Source organism: Shewanella sp. SACH, from assembly GCF_001887095.2.
Classification (GTDB): domain Bacteria; phylum Pseudomonadota; class Gammaproteobacteria; order Enterobacterales; family Shewanellaceae; genus Shewanella; species Shewanella baltica.
The window spans coordinates 24,972-40,399 of the sequence record NZ_MPDG02000009.1; the positions used below are offsets into that span (position 1 = coordinate 24,972).

The following is a 15,428-nucleotide window of genomic DNA, read 5'->3' on the forward strand; positions in this document are numbered from 1 at the left end:
TATACCAACTCTCTTATCCATATCGCCATTACTTATCCTTCGCTCGGTCATCAATTGAAACAGTATTTACGTGTTCCTTCTTATCTATTTATGCGATAACTAGACTGAGTATTAACAAAAGTTCATCTTAATATTAATACCACTCAAGCAGTCCATAAGAACGATAACAGGAAGTGACATGTTGAAATCTAAACTTACCCCGCTTTATATCGCCCTCGCTCTAGGTATGAATACCCTTGCCGTTAACGCAGCAGAAACGAAGGAGGCCGAATGGAATGTTAATGCTCCAGCGAATGCCCCCTTAGAGCAAGTCAAAATTGACGTTAATGAAGGCACTTGGATGAACCTTAGTGTCAGTCCAGATGGCAAGCATATCGTCTTCGACTTGCTCGGCGACATTTATCAAATTCCAGTAACCGGCGGTGAAGCTAAGCCATTAGCCCAAGGCATTGCTTGGCAGATGCAGCCCGTCTATAGCCCAGATGGCAAACACATCGCATTTACCTCGGATGGCGATGGTGGTGATAACATTTGGATCATGGATGCCGATGGTAGCAATCCACGAACTGTCACCCAAGAAACATTCAGGCTGCTAAACAGTCCCGCTTGGAGCCCTGACTCTCAGTATCTTGTTGCACGTAAGCATTTTACCGCCAGCCGCAGTTTAGGTGCGGGTGAAGTGTGGCTATACCACGTAGCGGGCGGCGAAGGCGTCAAACTAACTGAACGCCCAAATGATCAGAAAGATTTAGGCGAACCCGCGTACTCGCCCGATGGCCGTTATATCTACTTTAGCCAAGATGATACGCCAGGCAAAACATTCCACTATTCAAAGGACTCAGTTAACGGTATCTACAAAATCAAACGTTATGATACCCAAACCGGTGACATTGAAATTTTGATTGAAGGTACCGGTGGCGCAATTCGACCAACACCAAGTCCTGATGGCACTAAGCTCGCCTATATAAAGCGCGATGATTTTAATTCATCACTCTACCTGCTCGACCTCAAGTCTGGTGAAACCACTAAACTGTTTGGCGAACTAGACCGTGATATGCAAGAGACTTGGGCGATTCATGGCGTTTACCCGACAATGGCCTGGACTCTAGATAACAAGGATATTTTCTTCTGGGCGAAGGGAAAGATTAACCGCCTGAATGTTGCCAGTAAAACACTCACAGATATCCCCTTTAGCGTAAAAACTGAGTTAGCAGTACAACCCTCAGTGCGCTTTAAGCAAGATATAGATAAAGATGTTTTCGATGTCAAAATGCTACGTATGGCGCAGGTCTCTCCCGATGGCAGTAAAGTGGCCTTCGAAGCACTAGGGAAGATTTGGTTAAAATCATTACCCGATGGAAAAATGTCGCGCTTAACTGAACTCAATAATGGGATTGAAGAACTGTATCCCCAATGGTCCCGCGATGGCAAAAATATTGTTTTCACCACTTGGAATGACCAAGACCAAGGAACAGTGCAAGTCATTAGTGCCAAAGGTGGCAAACCTAAGCAGCTAACATCTGAGCCAGGAAAGTACGTAGAACCCACCTTTTCACCCGATGGTGAACTTGTGGTGTATCGTAAAACCCAAGGCGGTAACCTCACACCTAAAACTTGGTCGCAGGAGCCTGGACTATATATAGTCGATATCAAAGGCAAACAAAATAAGAAGATCAGTGCCGATGGCTACCAAGCTCAATTTGGTGCCAATGCCGATCGCGTCTTTTTTATGAATAGCAGCGAAGATGAAACGCCACAGTTATCATCTATCAACTTAGATGGCTTCGATAAGCGAGTTCATTACAGCAGTAAGCATGCGACTGAGTTTAGGGTTTCACCCGATGGTGAGCAACTCGCCTTCGCTGAACGCTTTAAGGTTTGGGTCACACCTTTTGCTAAACACGGTGAAACCGTTGAGATTGGCCCCAATGCTAACAATTTACCCGTAAGTCAATTGAGTGTCCGCGCCGGTGAAAGTATCAGTTGGAACAGTAAAAGCAACCAACTGTATTGGACGCTTGGCCCCGAACTTTATCAAGCCAAGGTTGATACTCAATATCTCAATAAAGATAAAAAGGCTCAACCAAGTATTATCAATTTAGGCTTTACCGAAAAGGCCGATGTTCCACGTGGAACAATCGCCTTCATCGGTGGCAAAGTGATTACAATGGAAAATGACCAAGTCATTAATAATGGCGTGGTCATAGTCAAAGACAATCATATTGTGGCCGTAGGTGATGCCAATATCGCGATTCCAAAAGATGCACAGATCATCGACATCAAAGGAAAATCGATCATGCCAGGGCTATTCGATGCCCACGCCCATGGACCGCAAGCAGATGATGAAATTGTGCCACAACAGAACTGGGCGCTGTATTCTGGCCTTTCCTTGGGTGTCACCACGATTCACGATCCCTCAAATGACACGACAGAAATTTTTGCAGCTTCTGAACAGCAAAAAGCAGGACACATAGTTGGCCCACGTATTTTCTCTACTGGTACCATATTGTATGGTGCCAATGCGCCTGGCTACACATCGCACATAGACTCCCTCGATGATGCCAAGTTTCATCTTGAACGTCTGAAAAAAGTCGGGGCGTTTAGCGTAAAAAGCTACAACCAACCGCGACGTAACCAGAGGCAGCAAGTCATCGCTGCCGCACGTGAACTCGAAATGATGGTCGTGCCTGAGGGTGGCAGTTTGCTGCAACACAATCTCACTATGGTCGCCGATGGCCATACAACGGTTGAGCACTCTCTGCCAGTTGCGGCGATTTATAACGACATCAAACAATTCTGGAGCCAAACTAAAGTCGGTTACACTCCAACCTTAGTGGTCGCCTATGGTGGTATTTCAGGCGAAAACTACTGGTACGACAAAACTGATTTATGGGCACATCCACGCCTGTCCATGTATGTCCCCGCCGATATCTTGCAGGCGAGATCAATGCGACGCCCGCATGCACCAGATGGCCACTACAATCATTTCAATGTTGCAAAAGTCGCTAACGAGCTCAATAAGTTAGGGGTCCACCCTAATATTGGCGCCCACGGTCAGCGTGAAGGTTTAGCGGCACATTGGGAAATGTGGATGTTCGCCCAAGGCGGCATGAGCAATATGGAGGTATTGAAAACGGCCACCATAAATCCTGCGACAACCTTTGGTATGGAACAACAGCTAGGCTCGATTAAAGAAGGTAAGCTCGCAGACTTAATCGTTATTGATGGTGATCCATTAGCCGATATTCGCGTCACAGATAAAGTCACTTATACCATGGTCAACGGTAAGCTTTTTAATGCTGAGACGATGAATGAGCTTAATGGGGATAAGGAAAAACGTAAGCCGTTTTTCTTCGAGAAAATCTAAACTCTATCCTAAAGGCTAGAATGGGAGAGTCGATTTTCTGTTTTAATTATTTGGTTTAACCAGATATCACCAATGAAGATAAAAGCATGTTCCACGTGGAACATGCTTTTTTACATTTTGTGCATTGTTTATTGTGTATATGGACAAGAACTCGAATATTGCTATGAGTACTGCCCTACATCACATCAGCAAGATGAGCGATTACTGATGTTCGCAGTGATGCTGACCGGCACAGGAATCAACACAAGCCTGATAAGAAATACACTCTACAAGGTGGTCATTCACCATACCCACCGCCTGCATAAAGGCATAACAAATTGTTGGGCCGACGAAATTAAATCCAAGCTTCTTTAACGCTTTTGACATGGCTTCTGATTCTGGCGTTTGCGCTGGAACCTGCGACATAGCAGTAAACGGATTAACTATAGGCTTACCCCCAACAAAGCTCCATAAGAATGCGGAGAAATCCTTCCCATCGGCAGTATAGGCCAAATATCCTTTGGCATTCTTGATAATAGAGTTCACCTTCAAGCGATTGCGCACTATGCCGGGATTCAACATAAGTTCCTCCACTTTCGCCTCATCAAAGCCAGCAATCGCTTCTGGTTCAAAATTGGCAAAGGCCTGCTCATAGTTTTGTTGTTTCTTCAGGATCGTAATCCAAGATAATCCGGCCTGTTGACCGTCTAAACACAACTTAGCAAACAGCTCCTTAGGATCATAAACTGGCCGCCCCCACACTTTGTCATGATATTCACGATACAAGGGATCATCACTTACCCAGCCACAACGGATCTCTTCCATGGTATATAACCTTATTGTTTTAATTAAGAAGGTAAAAAATAACCTACATAAGCAGATATCTACAAGGTATAATCGAACCCATTTTCTATTCAGGCTGACGGCAGTAGACAAGTAGACATGACGACAAAACACGACGTAAAAACATTTCAGGGTTTCATTCTCACCCTGCAGGAATATTGGGCACAGCAAGGCTGTGCAATCGTTCAACCTCTAGATATGGAAGTCGGCGCGGGAACATTCCACCCACAAACTTTCCTACGTTCTCTAGGGCCTGAACCTATGAGCAGTGCCTATGTGCAGCCATCGCGCCGCCCTACGGACGGTCGTTACGGTGAAAACCCTAACCGTCTGCAGCACTACTACCAATTCCAAGTCGTGTTGAAGCCTTCTCCTGACAATATTCAAGAGCTGTATTTAGGCTCACTGCAAGCGCTGGGTATCGATACGCAAATCCACGATATCCGTTTTGTAGAAGATAACTGGGAATCACCAACACTAGGTGCTTGGGGCTTAGGCTGGGAAATCTGGCTTAATGGTATGGAAGTAACTCAGTTTACTTACTTCCAACAGGTTGGCGGCATCGAATGCAGCCCAGTCACAGGTGAAATCACCTATGGCCTAGAGCGTCTGGCTATGTATATCCAAGGTGTTGATAGCGTTTATGATCTCGTTTGGACCGATGGTCCACTGGGTCGCATCACCTATGGCGATGTGTTCCATCAAAACGAAGTCGAGCAATCGACCTATAACTTCGAACACGCCGATGTGGACTTTATGTTCACCCTGTTCGATCAGTGCGAAAAAATGTGTCAGCATTTATTGTCACTAGAAAAACCTTTACCTCTGCCCGCCTACGAGCAAGTGATGAAAGCCTCGCACGCCTTCAACTTACTCGATGCCCGCCATGCCATTTCAGTGACCGAGCGCCAACGCTACATCTTACGCGTTCGTACTATGGCGAAAGCGGTCGCTGAATCTTATTATCAGGCACGCGAAGCGCTTGGCTTCCCAATGTGTAAGTAGAGGTAAAAACATGAATTTTGAAAACTTACTCATAGAGTTAGGCACAGAAGAGTTACCACCTAAGTCACTGCGTAAACTGGCTGAATCCTTTTTAGCTAACTTTACCGAAGAACTCACCAAAGCCGATTTAGCATTTAGCTCTGCCGTTTGGTACGCAGCGCCACGTCGTCTGGCGATTAACGTCACTGAACTTGCGCTTGCACAAGCCGACAAAGTAGTTGAGAAACGTGGCCCCGCCGTGAGTTCAGCCTTTGATGCTGAAGGTAAGCCAACTAAAGCCGCCGAAGGTTGGGCACGTGGTAATGGTATTACTGTTGAGCAAGCGGAACGTTTAGTTACAGATAAAGGCGAATGGTTAGTCCATAACGCAAAAGTTGAAGGCGTCGAAACAAAAAGTTTGATCGCTGCTATGGCTCAACGTGCACTCGATAAATTGCCCATTCCTAAGCCAATGCGTTGGGGTAATAATAAAACCCAATTTATTCGCCCTGTGCACACCGCGACTATGTTGTTAGGCAGTGAGTTGATTGAAGGGGAATTGCTGGGTATCAAATCGGCACGCACTGTTCGCGGTCACCGTTTTATGGGACTCAAGCAGTTTGAATTAGCCCATGCTGATCACTACCTTGCCGACCTAAAAGAAAAAGGCAAAGTCATCGCCGATTACGAAAGCCGTAAAGCATTGATCAAAGCCGATGCCGAAAAAGCTGCCGCTAAGATTGGTGGTACAGCCGATATCGAAGAAAGTCTACTTGAAGAAGTCGCCTCTTTGGTTGAATGGCCAGTGGTATTGACCGCCAGCTTCGAAGAAAAATTCCTAGCCGTACCGTCTGAAGCTTTGGTCTACACCATGAAGGGCGATCAAAAATACTTCCCAGTTTTTGATGACGCGGGCAAGTTACTGCCAAACTTTATCTTTGTGACCAACATAGAATCTAAAGATCCTGCGCAAATTATCTCTGGTAACGAGAAAGTCGTTCGTCCACGTCTTGCCGACGCCGAATTCTTCTTTAATACCGATAAAAAACACACGCTGGAATCACGTTTACCTAGCTTAGAAACAGTCTTGTTCCAACAGCAGCTGGGTACATTAAAAGACAAAGTTAATCGTATATCTGCCCTAGCCGCCTTTATTGCCGAGCAAACTGGTGCGAATGCGGTTGATGCAGCCCGTGCAGGTTTGTTATCTAAAACCGATTTGATGACCAATATGGTGATGGAATTTACCGATACTCAAGGCACTATGGGCATGCATTACGCCCGCCTCGATGGTGAAACCGAAGCCGTTGCAGTTGCGATGGAAGAGCAATACAAGCCTAAGTTTTCTGGTGACACTGTGCCAAGTGCAGGTGTATCTTGCGCAGTCGCATTAGCAGATAAACTCGATACTTTAGTCGGTATCTTTGGTATTGGCCAAGCACCAAAAGGTGCTGCCGATCCCTTTGCCCTACGCCGCGCAGCAATTGGCGTGCTACGTATCATAGTAGAAAACAAGCTACCACTTGATTTAGTTGATCTTATTGCTAAAGCACAAGCTCTGCATGGCACTAACTTAAGCAACGCCAATGCAAGCGATGAAGTGTTAGATTTCTTAATGGCACGCTTCCGCGCTTGGTATCAAGATAAAGGCATTGGTGTTGATGTGATCTTAGCCGTGCTAGCACGTCGCCCAACACGCCCAGCTGATTTTGACAGCCGTATCAATGCGGTATCACACTTTAGAAGCCTAGAAGCTTCTAGTGCACTTGCGGCAGCGAACAAACGTGTATCGAACATTCTGGCTAAGGTTGAAGCTGCTTTACCGACAACGATCAATGCGAGTCTGTTAACCGAAGCCGCAGAACAAGCATTAGCGGCCAAGTTGAACGAGCTGCAACCACTGCTGGCACCTTTGTTTGCCAATGCCGATTACCAACAAGCCTTAACCTTGTTAGCTGGCCTACGTGAAAGCGTGGATCAGTTCTTCGAAGATGTGATGGTAATGGCAGATGATGAAGCGTTGAAAAACAATCGTTTAGCATTGTTGAATAATCTACGCGAGCAGTTCCTGCACGTCGCGGATATATCACTACTGCAATAACGATACTAACGTTTTTTAAATTACCGCTTTATAAAAAACGCGCTCAATAGCGCGTTTTTTATTGTCCTGATTTCATAAGCTGCCCAATCAGAACTGCGTCAGTTTTTGATGTAAGCCATCAAATTGAGTTTGATCTAAGTTAACTTGCTGCAGTAAATTCGCCAGTATTTCAGGAGACAATTGCCCTGCTTGATGCAGCATAGAAATCTCGCTGATCACATTCGCCCGCCATATCACAGCGGCGAGCCCAGCTTGCGGGCGCGAGTTCACACTGGCGAGCTTGTCTAATTCTGTTTCAAAGGTATTGGGTAGCTGCCAATACTTAGCGAGCAATGAACTTAAGGTTAACGATTTCGTCGTCATCACTTGTCTAAATAACCCAGAATTAGGCTGTTCTCCGGGCTCCGCCAGCACAAACGCATCGAGTAGCATTTTGAAAATGGCCAGCTTGCCGACATCATGCAGTAAACCTAATAAAAAAGCCGTATCTTGATCTTCGTCGCTTAACTCACTGGCGAGAAAGGCGACCTGCATCGAGTGGCGCCAAATTTCAGCGCCGAAACGACGAAAATAGATTGGCTTGATATCCAACATTTCACGCACTAGGCAAGTGGTGACAAACTTTCTCAACTGTTCACGACCAAGCTGTACCAAAGCCTGTTGTAAACTGGTGATATCCCTATCGCTACGTTTAAACGCAGGGGAATTACATAGCTTAAGTACCTCAATACTCAGTAAAGGATCTCGCTCAATAAGCGCTAATAGATCCTTAATATCAAACTGAGGATCGGCCAGCTTACGATCTAGCTCCAATACCTTTGACGGCAGCTTTAGCACTTTTTCGGCGATCAATTGTGGCGATGCCAAGGCCTGCTCTATCTCCGCCATGACTCGACGTTCAAGATTATTAGCTACACCGCCAGTGTCCTTAACCCGTGTCGGAAACAACAAACTATAAAAGAGTGCGGCTAAATCCACTGATACCACACTAATGTCTTCGAGAGGTTTAGCTGGCTTTCGCGCAGGTTCAAGCGACTTACCTAAGTCAGTGGTTGAAAAACTTTTGGGTCTCTCAACCGTCGCTGTATCGCGAATATTAAAGAGCTTATTAAAAAGTGATTTAATCAAGAAGCATCAACCTGTCATTATAAATAATTGTTAAAAAGTCAGTTAAATATTGCCCATAATAAATCCATTTTGATCCGCTAAAGCTATATATAAACACGTTGCAGACATGCTAATGGCTTGCTTAAGTGTAACATATTCAATCCATTTCTGACGTCTACAATCCCGCTATTGCTGCCTTTATAAAGACAATCTTGGTTACAACTTGAAACCTCAAAAAACTTACACTCTGGCATCATTTAGCTGACAATATGTCCACCCTTCATAAAGTGATACGTATTTCGTCTCCCTTTAAGTCATTAACGACATACTCGCCAGCTAACGACGGAATATTTGATGATCGAGGTAATAAAAGCGGGTGCACTAACCACAGTTCAAGATCTCGGACGCATGGGATATCGACATTTAGGTGTAACCCAAGCTGGCGCCTTAGATAGACCTGCCCTGTGTTTAGCAAACCGCCTATTATCAAACCCAGACAATACACCCGTATTGGAATTAACCTTCGGCCAATCGATTTTTTTGTTTAAACGCGACGCTTGGATTGCCTTAACCGGTGCCGATTTCGATGCTCGTATAGACAATAAGCCCATAGTTTGCGGCTGGCGTTACTCCATTAAGGCAGGGCAAAAACTCAGTCTTAGAGGGGGAAATAAAGGCATGCGTGCTTATATTGCCATTGATGGCGGCGTTAAAGTACCGCTAGTGATGAATTCTGCCGCTACCGATTTAACCTCAGGTATCGGTGGATTTCATGGCCGCGCATTAGAAGCGGGCGATCGACTGACCTTAGGTTCAGCCCATCCACTAAGAAGGCAAGTTGGCGCAATTCAAAAAAGTTGGGATGGGCATATTCGCGCACTCGCGACCAAGCACACTCAAGCCTTCTCGTTGAAATCTCAGCAAACATTCTGGCAAACACAGTGGCAACTTTCAGCTGAAAGTGATCGTGCGAGTGCAATACTCAAAGGTGATACGTTAACATTGGCGAAGCCATTCCCAGTACAATCACACACAGTCACGCCCGGAGTGGTTCAAGTCTCCGCTTCAGGGCAACCACTCGTGTTACTTGCCGATGCGCAGACCACCAGCAGTCATCCTCAAATAGCCGTGATTATTGAAGCCGATCTTTGGAAGCTTGCCCAAACTCGCCCAGGGCAAACAGTTAAATTCGAATTAGTCGACGATGAACAAGCCGCAACGGCGCAAGCAGAATGGCATGACTACTTCTATCGCTTACAACGCAGTCTAGGTTAACAGGCCGCTTGCCAAGAAACATCACCCCGTATTCCTAGCAAGCCACATTCGACTTCATTCAAATAGTCCCCACAATAATGCTAATTCGCACTTAGGTTCGGTGTAACTTGCTGGCTATAAAATAGTGCCACATCTTGCAATTGCTCAGAGCTTAACGCGCTGACCTGTGCTTGCATCAAAGGATCGAGTCGTAAACCTGCTTTAAAATCGACGAGCTGTTTATTGAGGTAAGCAAATTTCTGTCCCTTCAAGTTTGGGAATTGCTTGGCCATAGCGATCACTGCATTACCATGACACGACTCACACTGAGCCGTAGCCAACGCCTGACCACGTTCACTATCTACTTGATAAACCGCTCCAAAGACCTCTGTAGATAAGCCACATAAGGCAATAAAGCTTATGATAAGAGCTTTCATTTAGTTTCCTTAGAGACAGAATTAACAAGCGAAGGTGGCAGGCTAGGTTCTAAGGGAAGACGCCTAAAAAGCGTCATATCCATTTCAACTTGGCCATAATAAGTGCTTAGATAACTCAAGGTTGGCTCCCAAGTATCCGACAAGTCCCACAGGCCTTGAGTGTCTACCATCCACTGCAGAGTCTCTTTCCAAAAGGCTTTATCGCCATGATTTTGCACGACTATCATGCTGGTATGGCAAGCATTACACTGATAATTCACTAACTCCCAGCCAGGAGCCATGATCAAACCCGATTTAGGGTCCACTGGATACTCAGCGGCTAGCGAAATACTGGATGCCACTAGCCCAAGAAAAATAAATAGCTTGTTCAGTACTCTCATTACACCACTCTAACGGCAATACGATGGCAACCATTAAACATATATCCCTTAGGATTCCATTGCGGTTGTACGACAGGCTGACTATCACCTTTACTATCAGTCGCTTTTGCCCAGATTTCATAATATCCCTGCGACGGTAATTGCAATTCAATCTTCCACTGCTGCCATGCCGCTACGTTTTTAGGTTTTTCTAACTCAGTGGTAAACCAGCGGGTTCCATAGTCATAACTCACTTCCACTTTAACGACTTCCCGCAATCCCGCCCAAGCATGGCCTGCGATGGCTATCTTCTGGCCCGCAGCTAATTCGGTTCCGGATTGAGGCTCGGCAATCAAGGACTTCACTATCATTTCTTCAATGATTCGGTAGTCTTTATTGTCAACGGACTCTCCTGGCGCTATCGGATACTTAGGGAGTTGATACGCTGGCGCTTCCATTTTATGTCCATCATGCACTTTATTGCGCACACTGATCCCCGTAGCGGCTTTTTGCGAAACGGATCCCGGCCGGCCACCAAACACAATACGTAAGGGATATCCATGTAGATAAGGAATGTCCTCACCGTTCATCGACCATGCAATGAGTCCAAGCTCTTCGAGCGCCGCCTTTATTGGCACACCGCGTGAAATCGCCTCACCTTTACCGCTCAAATGCCGATCAACACCGTGATGACCCGTATAAACAGCATCGGCTTTAATACCGCAATCCTTAAGCACGTCACTCACTAACACACCCGTCCACTCGGAGCAAAATACCCCGGCATTATTCCATTGATTGCCTTTAGTGCTAGGAAAGAAGCCTGAGCGGCTATTGCCACCACATTCAATCAGTAACTGTAATGTGTAATGCTTAAAGCGGCGCTTGAGCTCATCGATTGTGTAGGTTTTCGGGGTAGCAACGGACTCGCCATCCACTTTAAAAGTCCAAGTCTTAACATCAAGTGCCTTAAAATCAGGCACTATGCCATTCCAGCGGATAAATGAAGCATCTGCTGGCGTCACAGCAGGATCAAGTTTATGCTCCGGTGGAAACGCATTCAGTGGATGAGTGTTTAATACTTTGAAATAACTCGGCAAGTCCTCTGCCTTAGTCCAAGTTAATGCTGATATATCCAGAGGAGTGACGGCTGCGGGAAGCTGATCGGCAAATACCCACTTAACGGGTAAAGCTGATAACACAGACGTCGCTACCGCTCCTTTAATAAAAATCCGACGATTAAGATCCATGTTATTTGTCCTTTCCGAGGTAAAAGTAATCCGCCATCTGCTGCATATCAGCCTCGCTCAACAATTGGGCGACTTTAGTCATAGTTGGATCTTGGCGATTTCCCGTCTTAAAGGCTCGAAGCTGCTTCAACAGGTAATCCGAGTTTTGCCATCCAATGTTAGGAATATGCTCAAAACGACTCACGCCAGACTCGCCATGGCAGGCCTTACACATGTTCAATAACTTATTAGCCTCATCGGCGTTTACCACAGCTGGTAACATTAATATCAGCACGCTCGCCGGATAGATCACTCGCAGCCACATCCACTGTTCTCATCAGTTAGTCTTCATCCCGACGAGTTCCATCGAACGAAGTAATTAAGATATGCTTAAATTATCCCAATGCGGTGAGTCGTTTAAATTCAATAAAAGTGATTCGAAAGCTCAAGAGAAATGACGCGTATTAGCGGATGTAGAAAGGGTAAAATATTCATTAGTCATAGGTGAAATGAGCCCATATAGTAGCTTTGCAGAAACACTCGGCATTTCACTCAAGGACAAACAATGGATCTTTATATTGGCAATAAAAACTACTCTAGCTGGTCACTGCGGGCTTGGTTAATGGCCGCGAAATCTGGCGTGCAGTTCAACGAAGTATTACTGCAACTCGATACCGACAGCTTTTATCAGCAACTCAAAGCCATTTCGCCGACGTTAAAAGTACCGACATTAGTCGATGGCGATATCACGGTATGGGATTCACTCTCGATTTGCGAATACCTCAACGACACCTATCTTGCCGGTAGTGCATGGCCGCAAGATCCTAAACAAAAAGCCAAGGCTAGATCGATTGCCAGTGAAATGCATTCTGGCTTTAATGCCGTGCGTAACGCTCTACCAATGAACATACGCGCGAGCCGTTATGTTGAGCTCACTGATGCGGTCCGCAAAGACATTGAGCGCATCGATGCGATTTGGTCAGCACAAATGGCCGAGTTCGCCCCATCACATGCGGAAGGTACTTGGTTATTTGGCCAATGGTCGATTGCCGACATGATGTTTGCGCCTGTGGTCATGCGCTTTCTCACCTACGGTGTTGAAGTCTCGCAGGCAAGCAGTGCCTATATGCAGCATGTGATCAGCTGTCCGGAAATGCAGGCGTGGATGAGTGCGGCTAAAGCTGAGACTGAAATTGTTGCAGCTGATGAAGCGGGTATTGATCGATAGAAGAGATAAATCATAGAAATAAAAAAGGGAAAGCCTTGGCTTTCCCTTAATCATTCACGTACTAATGCGAGTCACTTAACGCGCATTACACGTCTAATATTATACATCTAGCACTACACGTCTAAGTTAGCCACGTTCAATGCGTTCGCTTCGATAAACTCACGGCGAGGTTCAACTTGGTCACCCATCAAACAAGTGAACAATTGATCGGCACCCACGGCGTCATCAATCGTGACTTGCAACATACGACGTGATTCAGGATCCATTGTAGTTTCCCACAATTGCTCAGGGTTCATCTCACCCAATCCTTTATAACGTTGAATGTATAAGCCGCGTTTCGCTTCAGAAATCGTCCAATCTAGGGCTTCAAGGAAGCTACCGACTTCTTTAACACGTTCGCCGCGTTGTACATAGCCGCCTTCTTCAATCATGCCATCTAACGCCGCACCTAACTTACCGATACGTTGATAGTCGCTTGATTGGAAGAAGTCATAAGTAAACAGATAATTAGTATCGATACCGTGTTTACGAATGGTGATCTTAGGCAGATACACTTTACGCTCAGGATCGAGAATTGGCTCAGCAGAATACAGTACGCCGCTGCTTTCCATTTCCACCAGCTCATGGATAAAGGCATCGATCCATTCTTTCATCTTGCCTTCATCGGCCAACATATCGTTGGTGATCATTGGGTGGTAAAGCATACGGTTAGTAATGTGCGTTGGATAGCGCTGCTCTAAACGGGCAACAATGGCTTCCACTTCACGATACTGAGTCACTAAACGCTCTAACGGCTCACCTGACATACCAATCGCACCTTGCGTTGGGTACACAACAGTGCCATCCAATGCTTGAGTCGTTAGATATTGAGTCAATGCTGGCTCGTCTTTCAAATACTGTTCTTGCTTGCCCTTTTTCACTTTAAATAGTGGTGGCTGAGCAATATACACATAACCACGTTCAATCAATTCAGGCATTTGACGGAAGAAGAAGGTCAACAGCAAGGTACGAATGTGCGAGCCGTCGACGTCAGCATCCGTCATAATGATGATGTTGTGATAACGTGTTTTATCTGGGTTATATTCGTCGCGACCAATACCACAGCCGAGCGCCGTGATCAGTGTGGCCACTTCTTGAGAAGACAACATCTTATCGAAGCGTGCTTTCTCAACGTTTAGAATTTTACCTTTCAGTGGCAGAATCGCTTGGTTCTTACGGTTACGTCCCTGCTTAGCGCTACCGCCAGCAGAGTCACCTTCCACTATGTAAATTTCTGAAAGACCAGGATCTTTTTCTTGGCAATCGGCCAGCTTACCTGGCAAACCACCTAAATCGAGAGCGCCTTTACGACGGGTCATTTCACGGGCTTTACGCGCCGCTTCACGGGCACGGGCCGCATCGACAATCTTACCAACAATCAACTTCGCATCGGCTGGGTTTTCCAGCAGATAATCGTTCAGCTTCTCACCCATGGTTTGTTCAACCGCGGTTTTCACTTCACTAGAAACCAGTTTGTCTTTGGTTTGCGAGCTGAACTTAGGATCAGGCACTTTAACAGAGATAACGGCAGTCAAACCTTCACGGGCATCGTCGCCAGTCGCGCTAGTTTTGCCTTTCTTGTTATAGCCTTCGTTTTCCATATAGCTGTTGAGGTTACGTGTCAACGCACTACGGAAACCGACTAAGTGAGTACCACCATCACGCTGTGGAATGTTGTTGGTAAAACAGAAAATATTTTCTTGGTAACCGTCATTCCACTGCATAGCCACTTCAACGGTAATGCCATCTTCACGCTCTTGCATAAAGTGGAATACGTCTTTGTTGACGGGGGTTTTATTACGGTTCAAATAATCTACGAACGCGCTAATACCGCCTTCGTATTTAAAGAATTCATTCTTGTTGTCACGTTCATCAACCAGACGAATACCTACGCCTGAGTTAAGGAATGACAGTTCGCGCACGCGTTTTGCCAGAATTTCAAAGTGAAACTCAACATCGCTAAAGGTATCTTCACTTGGCCAAAAACGGATTTCGGTACCGGTTTTAGTCGCATCACCAATCTCTTTGATTGGCGCATCAGGCACACCGTGAGTATAAAACTGCTCGTACACTTTGCCTGCACGACGAATAGTCATTTGCAGCTTTTTAGATAAAGCGTTTACAACCGATACACCCACACCGTGGAGACCGCCAGACACTTTATAGGAGTTATCGTCGAACTTACCGCCGGCATGCAATACCGTCATGATAACTTCTGCTGCCGATACGCCTTCTTCCTCATGGATAGAGACCGGAATACCACGGCCGTCATCCTTAACAGAAACCGAACCATCGACATGGATAGTAATGGTAATATCGCTGCAGTGGCCGGCTAAGGCTTCATCGATAGAGTTATCGACTACTTCGAACACCATATGATGTAGACCCGTACCGTCGTCGGTGTCACCAATATACATCCCAGGTCTCTTACGTACTGCATCAAGGCCCTTAAGGACCTTAATACTCGAAGAATCGTAACTATTCTCTGACATATTATTCTCTCA

12 protein-coding genes are annotated in these 15,428 nt (G+C 45.9%); 5 read left to right on the forward strand and 7 right to left on the reverse strand.

Translation table 11 applies throughout. The features are described from left to right. The first annotated feature begins 178 nt into the window (after window positions 1–178). Entirely contained in the window at window positions 179–3,367 is a 3,189-nt protein-coding gene (locus BM607_RS20515; RefSeq protein WP_071939877.1) for an amidohydrolase family protein, read from the forward strand. 201 nt (window positions 3,368–3,568) lie between these two features. On the opposite strand, the gene BM607_RS20520 is transcribed toward BM607_RS20515, so the two are convergent. Then, window positions 3,569–4,171, reverse strand: a complete 603-nt coding sequence (locus BM607_RS20520) for a DNA-3-methyladenine glycosylase I (RefSeq protein ID WP_071939876.1) — start codon at window positions 4,169–4,171, stop codon at window positions 3,569–3,571. A 117-nt stretch (window positions 4,172–4,288) separates the two neighbouring features. On the opposite strand from BM607_RS20520, the gene glyQ reads away from it, so the two are divergent. Both glyQ and glyS read left to right on the forward strand, forming a co-directional pair. Continuing rightward, complete coding sequence (gene glyQ / locus BM607_RS20525; protein WP_006083814.1) at window positions 4,289–5,194, forward strand: glycine--tRNA ligase subunit alpha; 906 nt, start codon at window positions 4,289–4,291, stop codon at window positions 5,192–5,194. 10 nt (window positions 5,195–5,204) lie between these two features. Beyond that, window positions 5,205–7,274 carry a glycine--tRNA ligase subunit beta gene (gene glyS / locus BM607_RS20530; protein WP_071939875.1) on the forward strand — a complete coding sequence of 690 codons (2,070 nt, stop codon included), beginning with the start codon at window positions 5,205–5,207 and terminating at the stop codon, window positions 7,272–7,274. Window positions 7,275–7,361: 87 nt separating this feature from the next. Here glyS and BM607_RS20535 read toward each other — a convergent pair whose 3' ends face one another. After that, a complete protein-coding gene (locus tag BM607_RS20535) occupies window positions 7,362–8,402 on the reverse strand; it encodes an HDOD domain-containing protein (RefSeq protein ID WP_071939874.1) in 1,041 nt (346 codons plus the stop codon). A 333-nt stretch (window positions 8,403–8,735) separates the two neighbouring features. Between BM607_RS20535 and BM607_RS20540 the strand changes: the two genes are divergently transcribed. After that, window positions 8,736–9,656 (forward strand): biotin-dependent carboxyltransferase family protein, encoded by a 921-nt coding sequence (locus BM607_RS20540; RefSeq protein WP_071939873.1) that lies wholly within the window; start codon window positions 8,736–8,738, stop codon window positions 9,654–9,656. 80 nt (window positions 9,657–9,736) lie between these two features. Here BM607_RS20540 and BM607_RS20545 read toward each other — a convergent pair whose 3' ends face one another. From BM607_RS20545 to BM607_RS20560, 4 genes are read right to left on the reverse strand one after another with little or no spacing between them, the layout of a single operon-like run. Continuing rightward, window positions 9,737–10,072: a c-type cytochrome gene (locus BM607_RS20545; protein WP_071939872.1), complete on the reverse strand. Its 336-nt coding sequence runs from the start codon at window positions 10,070–10,072 to the stop codon at window positions 9,737–9,739. Then, entirely contained in the window at window positions 10,069–10,452 is a 384-nt protein-coding gene (locus BM607_RS20550; RefSeq protein WP_071939871.1) for a cytochrome C, read from the reverse strand. Before BM607_RS20550 ends, BM607_RS20545 begins: the two co-directional genes overlap by 4 nt. Next, window positions 10,452–11,678 carry a sulfite oxidase gene (locus tag BM607_RS20555; protein ID WP_071939870.1) on the reverse strand — a complete coding sequence of 409 codons (1,227 nt, stop codon included), beginning with the start codon at window positions 11,676–11,678 and terminating at the stop codon, window positions 10,452–10,454. The genes BM607_RS20550 and BM607_RS20555 overlap by 1 nt, the downstream gene beginning before the upstream one ends. Before the next feature lies 1 nt (window position 11,679). Next, the gene (locus BM607_RS20560; RefSeq protein WP_012586330.1) at window positions 11,680–11,982 is read right to left on the reverse strand and encodes a cytochrome c; all 303 of its coding nucleotides are present in this window, start codon (window positions 11,980–11,982) and stop codon (window positions 11,680–11,682) included. 240 nt (window positions 11,983–12,222) lie between these two features. Between BM607_RS20560 and BM607_RS20565 the strand changes: the two genes are divergently transcribed. Beyond that, a complete protein-coding gene (locus BM607_RS20565; RefSeq protein WP_071939869.1) occupies window positions 12,223–12,885 on the forward strand; it encodes a glutathione S-transferase family protein in 663 nt (220 codons plus the stop codon). Between the two features lie 113 nt (window positions 12,886–12,998). Here the strand turns inward: BM607_RS20565 and gyrB are convergent, their stop codons facing one another. Beyond that, window positions 12,999–15,416 (reverse strand): DNA topoisomerase (ATP-hydrolyzing) subunit B, encoded by a 2,418-nt coding sequence (gyrB, locus tag BM607_RS20570; RefSeq protein ID WP_071939868.1) that lies wholly within the window; start codon window positions 15,414–15,416, stop codon window positions 12,999–13,001. Between the last annotated feature and the right edge of the window lie 12 nt (window positions 15,417–15,428).

Excerpts from the sequence above, each read along its gene's own strand:
- BM607_RS20515 (WP_071939877.1), top strand. The coding sequence starts at position 179 with ATGTTGAAATCTAAACTTACCCCGCTTTATATCGCCCTCGCTCTAGGT.
- BM607_RS20520 (WP_071939876.1), bottom strand. The coding sequence starts at position 4,171 with ATGGAAGAGATCCGTTGTGGCTGGGTAAGTGATGATCCCTTGTATCGT.
- glyQ (WP_006083814.1), top strand. The coding sequence starts at position 4,289 with ATGACGACAAAACACGACGTAAAAACATTTCAGGGTTTCATTCTCACC.
- glyS (WP_071939875.1), top strand. The coding sequence starts at position 5,205 with ATGAATTTTGAAAACTTACTCATAGAGTTAGGCACAGAAGAGTTACCA.
- BM607_RS20540 (WP_071939873.1), top strand. The coding sequence starts at position 8,736 with ATGATCGAGGTAATAAAAGCGGGTGCACTAACCACAGTTCAAGATCTC.
- BM607_RS20545 (WP_071939872.1), bottom strand. The coding sequence starts at position 10,072 with ATGAAAGCTCTTATCATAAGCTTTATTGCCTTATGTGGCTTATCTACA.
- BM607_RS20550 (WP_071939871.1), bottom strand. The coding sequence starts at position 10,452 with ATGAGAGTACTGAACAAGCTATTTATTTTTCTTGGGCTAGTGGCATCC.
- BM607_RS20555 (WP_071939870.1), bottom strand. The coding sequence starts at position 11,678 with ATGGATCTTAATCGTCGGATTTTTATTAAAGGAGCGGTAGCGACGTCT.
- BM607_RS20560 (WP_012586330.1), bottom strand. The coding sequence starts at position 11,982 with ATGTGGCTGCGAGTGATCTATCCGGCGAGCGTGCTGATATTAATGTTA.
- BM607_RS20565 (WP_071939869.1), top strand. The coding sequence starts at position 12,223 with ATGGATCTTTATATTGGCAATAAAAACTACTCTAGCTGGTCACTGCGG.
- gyrB (WP_071939868.1), bottom strand. The coding sequence starts at position 15,416 with ATGTCAGAGAATAGTTACGATTCTTCGAGTATTAAGGTCCTTAAGGGC.